This window comes from Vibrio sp. 10N.222.46.A1, from assembly GCF_041473595.1.
GTDB lineage: Bacteria > Pseudomonadota > Gammaproteobacteria > Enterobacterales > Vibrionaceae > Vibrio > Vibrio tasmaniensis_A.
The window spans coordinates 1-5618 of record NZ_JBFRSN010000937.1; the positions used below are offsets into that span (position 1 = coordinate 1).

Here is a 5618-nt window from a genome sequence, read left to right on the forward strand (position 1 = left end):
ATGGGACTGTTTGAAAAAAGAAAACCCTATACGCTGCAACCAGAACCCCTAAAGCGCGACATCAAAGCCTTGTTTGATGATTACAAAACCGCAATCAACCTAGCTGCGGAATTACTGTTTGCGATTGCCGACACCGACTTAATTCATCAGCAATGCGAGAAAGCACACGGCCAACTACCAGCAAGCCTGCTAAACGAAGGGCACTCACTGATCCTACATCGAGACCTTATCGATGACTTACCACTACTGCTACGAGTATACGTAGGTTCAGGGTTGCAAATGTATGGCGAACTAGGTGACGAAATTGATCTCATAAAGATTCACATCACATCAGGAAAACTCACCCTAGCCGCTTATGATGCCTTTGAAAAGTCGGTGCCCTTTTTAACTGAGCGTATAAAAATCAAGATGGCTGAGCAAGACATCGACTTCTTCGATTACGTAAATGAACAGCGTAGGCCGCCACTACTCAACAAACACTTATACATACAAACTAACGATAAGAAGTATAAAAAACAGAAAAATTTTGACCAGCGTTTAGCGTTGCTAATGGATTATGATTCCAACGAAGAAGCGCAAATGAACAGAGCAGAGTTTGAAGCGCTACTGGGTAAACACAATAAGCACATTAAAGGCTTCAATCTGGTAACGAAGAAACCTTCATAAAAATTAGGTAAAACATGGAAATCTCAATTACATCGCTGTAAAATACGACGCTAATTTTGGCATACTCATGTTATTTATCGCACAAAACCAGCCCTAACATAACAAACTCAAACTTTAGTTTGTCAAAAAATAACGTACCGACTAATATATATGTCATATTAAAATGACATATATAGAGGCTAATATGCTAAATCAGGATTCAGGCTACTGTTACTCTTTCCCTGCCGTTAGAGGTATTCAAGCAGGACGCCCCTTCTATATTGCGACTTGCCCTCTTAGGATTATCCCTAAAATTTTCAGCTACAACGAAGATGACGTTCCACCCGAGCTGAGAGCTCAAAGAACCCTAAATAAAACTCGTATTCCTGAGATGGTCAAATACTTGTTAGACAATCCCAAAGAATACGTCTTCTCCGCTTTGACCGCATCGGTAGGTGTTGATATATCGTTCGATGATCATGATGGAGCACCAAATCTAGGAACACTTAAGATCCCTATGGATGCTCAAATTTTGATTAATGATGGGCAACACCGACGCAAAGCGATTGAAGAAGCACTTCGAGAAAACCCTGATTTAGGCCAAGACAATATCCCTGTTTTGTTTTTCATTGATGAAGGTTTGGGCCGCAGCCAACAAATGTTCGCGGACTTAAATAAATATGCGGTTAAACCAAGCCCATCGTTGGGCACGTTGTACGATCATCGTGATGAAAGTTCAGAACTAGCAAGGGAATTGGCAAAAAATATAAAGCCATTTGTTGGTCTAACCGAAATGGAAAAATCCAACATCAGTCCTAAATCGAATAAGCTCTTTACCTTAAGTAGCATAAAGCAATCTACTAGAGCACTTTTAAGCAAAGGACCAAAAGACGGCTTTACCGAAGAAGAAAAAAAATTAGCTGCGGAATTTTGGGAAGAAGTGACACGGTACATCAAAGATTGGCAACTAGTTATCGATAAAGAAATTTCACCAGCACAACTTCGTCAAGAGTACTTGCATGCACACGGTGTTGGTTTACATGCAATTGGCGTATTAGGAAAACACCTTCTGTGCCAAGAGCCTAAAGATTGGAAAAAGAAATTACAAAAACTAGCTGACGTAGACTGGTTAAAGACCAATCCTGAATGGATAAAACGCAGTATGAACCATGGCAAACTGAGTAAGTCGACAATGAATATTCAGCTAACTGCCAACGCACTAAAAATTGAACTGGGGTTACCACTAACCCCAGAAGAAAAAGCTCTAGAGAAGCAGTTATCATGATACACGAGCTACAATTGGCGGAAGATCTCGCCGAAGAATATCAAGAATTTATCAACACTGAAGATTTCGCAAACAATAAACTCAGTCACTATATTGCTGACGTCCAACGCGTCTATTGTGCAGATAAAAGACCGTGGGTGATTGGTTACAGCGGAGGTAAAGACTCATCTGCAATAATGACCTTGATCTACATGGCACTACTTGGCCTTAAAGAGGAAGAACGCTCAAAACCTGTTTTTGTTGTGACCTCCGATACGCTTGTCGAAACCCCTGTGGTTGTTAATCATATTAACAATTCTTTAGACGCTATTAGCAAAGGGGCCAAGCGAGACAACCTGCCGATCACTTGTCACAAAGTTGTCCCTGAAGATTCTCAAACCTTTTGGTCTAGTCTATTAGGCAAAGGTTACCCTGCACCCACACGTTCTTTCCGATGGTGTACAGAGCGAATGAAAATAAACCCTGTCAGTGATTTCATAAAATCTAAAGTATCTCAGTTTGATGAAGTTATTGTGGTTTTAGGTTCGCGTAGTGATGAAAGTGCTTCTCGTGCTCAAGTAATTGCAAAGCATAAAATTGACGGCTCTCGTCTGGCTCGCCATACAACTCTTTCCAATGCGTTTATCTTTACACCCATCGATACTTGGGGTGTGGATGACGTGTGGAAAATTTTAAGGCTCTGCCATCTAACAACCGAAAAAACACCTTATGGCATCAAAAACATCTGGAGCAATCGGTACGATCTTGAGTGGGAAAACCCTTGGGGAGGGAAAAACTTAGTTCTTTGGAATCTTTATAAAGACTCTTCAGGCCAGGGGGAATGCCCAATGGTTATTGACGAAACCACCCCATCTTGTGGTAATTCTCGTTTTGGATGCTGGACATGTACCGTGGTAACTAAAGACCGCGCTATGGAAAGTTTGATTCAAAACGGTGAATCTTGGATGTCACCTTTATTAGAATTCAGAGATATGCTCGCTGAAACGGGGATTCCAAAAAATAAGGATGAATACCGAAACTTTAAGCGTCGTACAGGGAAAGTGACAAACCAAGCATCATACAAAGGTAACGAGCTAAAAACTCTTGAGGATGTAAAAAGTAGCATTACTCTTGGCGAAGGGCAACACCTTGAAATTTCTGATGATGGAACCCAGGTTCGACTGTATCAAGACGGTCACTTGCTTGAACACTACTCCTATCAGTTAGTTAAAAGCACCCCTGCTCACCCGAATCCTACAGAACTTGCTTGGCATTTAATCCGATTTATTCCCGGCCCTTACTGGCTAAAATATCGTCGCCAGTGGTTGCGTGAATTGTTGGAGCTCGATAAGAAATACAAATCTGAAGGTCGTGAAATTGAGCTTATAACAGTTCCAGAGTTACATGCTATTCGCCAAGAATGGATCCACGATCCAAACGAGCCTGACTGGGATGACTCCCTACCGACTATTTTCAATGAGGTTTATGGCTACGATCTTGATTGGGTTTATGACGACAATGCAAGTTTTGGTAAAGATGATGCCCTAATTATCAACGAGCTAAGTGAAGATTTCGATATTGCACCTGAAATGATAATGAAGCTAATTGAGCTTGAAGTCTCAATGGAAGGTCTAAGTCGACGTAGCGGAATCAACAATAAGATTGCTTCACTACTGAAGCAAGACTGGGGAAGCCTTGAAGAGATCAAACAAAAGCATGCCTCACTACAAAGCAAGGCAGAGTTTGATATTCACCAGCAAGAAATTGACCGTTACAATCAACAATTGATTGATATCGATAAGCAGCTACTAAAAGAGTTTTAATTAAAGTCATGCTGATTACTAAATTAACGTTAAACAACTTCAGAGTATTTCGTGGATACCACGAAATAGATTTACGTCCGGCGCCTGCTCGTCTTAGTTTAAACGGCGCTATTGAAGGCACCGAACGCCCGATCATTTTATTCGGTGGCTTAAACGGTGCAGGTAAAACATCAATTCTAACTGCCGTTCGTTTGGCTCTTTTTGGTCGTCAATCGTTTGGCCAATTGATGTCGAATGGCGAGTATATTGAAGCTTTAGGTGATTTGATCCATAAGGGTGTTGGGCACGGTGGTGTTCAAGACAATGCATCTATTGAACTGGAATTTAAATACAGCCAAAACGGTGAAGAAAACACATACAAAGTTATTCGTGGTTGGAAAAAAGACAAGAAGGACAATTTGTCCCTCGAAAAAGATGGCCTTCCCATTCCCGAGCTCAATTACGAACAATGCCAAGGTTTCTTAAACGAATTAATCCCAACTGGCATCGCTGATCTTTTCTTCTTTGATGGTGAAAAAATCGCTGATTTGGCTGAAGATGAATCAGGGAAGGTTTTAAAGACGGCAGTTCGTCGCCTACTAGGGCTAGATGTTATTGGGAAGCTTAAGAGTGATTTAAGTATTTACCTAAAGAAACAAGGCTCCTCAACGCTTACTCAATCAATCCGCGAAGAAATGGATTCGCTCGATACCAAGCGTATCGAACATGAGCGTAATTCAGAAAGGCTACGTGGAGAAGCGGATATTGTTGACGCTCAAATAGAGCTCACATCAAATGACATTCTCAACTTAGAGAACAAACTTTCACAAAGTGGTGGCGCATGGGCGAAAACCCGTGAAGCCGAAACACTAAAAGTTGATGAGTTACTAAAAGAGAAAGTCGAGTTAGAAAAACAGATCCGTATGGAAATGGAAACTAGCTTACCGTTTTCACTTGCTCCAAATACAATGTTTTCATTACTTGAGAAGATCAAGCAAGAACAGAGCATCAAACAAAAACAAAACTTTGGCCAAGAACTAGATTCATTCCTTGAGACACTACGAGCTAAACTATCCTTCAACCTAAGTGGGTCGGCTCCAGCTGCAATGGAAGCCATCACAGATAGCCTCGCAGACCATTTAGGTGATATTTCTCAGCAAAGTCTGTTGCTTGATATATCTGACCGTCAGGCCGCCACCATAGACTACCAAGTAAACCAGCAATCCTCAGAGTCACTCCGCCGGTTTGATGAAGCTAGAACTCGCTTAAAACAAGTTGAAGATGACATTGATAATGCATCCAACAACATTGCACGTGCTCCAGAGCAAGAGCAGGTCCAAGGACTATTTTCTGATGTACGAGATCTTGATAAAAAGAAAGAAAAACTGATTATTAAGTACCATGACTTATTAGAAAATGCGAAACGAGAGCTTCGACTAGCGCTTGAAACAGCGAGACAAATTCAAAAGCTTCATGACAAAAATAGAGAGCAGGCAAATAAAGACAGTAGCGTCGCAAATGCCCAAAATGCAATGCTACTTCTAGATAGGTTTTCAGAGCAGTTAACTAAAGCTCGCGTAAAACAACTTGAATCCGAATTTGTGGCTTCATATAAAAATCTTGCACGAAAAGAAGATTTAAAAATCTCAGCTACGATTAATCCAGTAACATTTGATGTTGAGTTAATCGACGAGCACGGTATTAAGATCAATCGTAAAGCGATGTCAGCTGGTGAAAAGCAAATTTACGCTATTTCTATCCTTGAAGCGCTAGGTAAAACATCAGGCCGTAAATTGCCAATTATTATCGATACGCCGCTTGGCCGATTGGATTCGCACCACCGTGATAAGCTGGTTGAGAACTACTTCCCAACAGCAAGTCACCAGGTTGTAATTCTATCGACAGAC

General features: G+C 41.2%; 4 protein-coding genes. All 4 read left to right on the forward strand.

The genetic code is table 11. The features are described from left to right. Window positions 1-666 (forward strand): DNA phosphorothioation-associated putative methyltransferase (locus AB4496_RS22285; RefSeq protein ID WP_372131992.1); only part of this gene is annotated, 666 nt, incomplete at its 5' end. Between the two features lie 184 nt (window positions 667-850). Beyond that, window positions 851-1930: a DNA sulfur modification protein DndB gene (gene dndB, locus AB4496_RS22290; protein ID WP_017104390.1), complete on the forward strand. Its 1080-nt coding sequence runs from the start codon at window positions 851-853 to the stop codon at window positions 1928-1930. After that, a complete protein-coding gene (locus tag AB4496_RS22295) occupies window positions 1927-3732 on the forward strand; it encodes a DNA phosphorothioation system sulfurtransferase DndC (RefSeq protein WP_017104391.1) in 1806 nt (601 codons plus the stop codon). The genes dndB and AB4496_RS22295 overlap by 4 nt, the downstream gene beginning before the upstream one ends. Window positions 3733-3740: 8 nt before the next feature. Next, a partial coding sequence (gene dndD, locus AB4496_RS22300; RefSeq protein WP_372131994.1) for a DNA sulfur modification protein DndD occupies window positions 3741-5618 on the forward strand: 1878 nt, incomplete at its 3' end.

What these genes read in the sequence shown, in the direction of transcription:
- dndB (WP_017104390.1), top strand. Translation starts at nt 851, where the DNA reads ATGCTAAATCAGGATTCAGGCTACTGTTACTCTTTCCCTGCCGTTAGA.
- AB4496_RS22295 (WP_017104391.1), top strand. Translation starts at nt 1,927, where the DNA reads ATGATACACGAGCTACAATTGGCGGAAGATCTCGCCGAAGAATATCAA.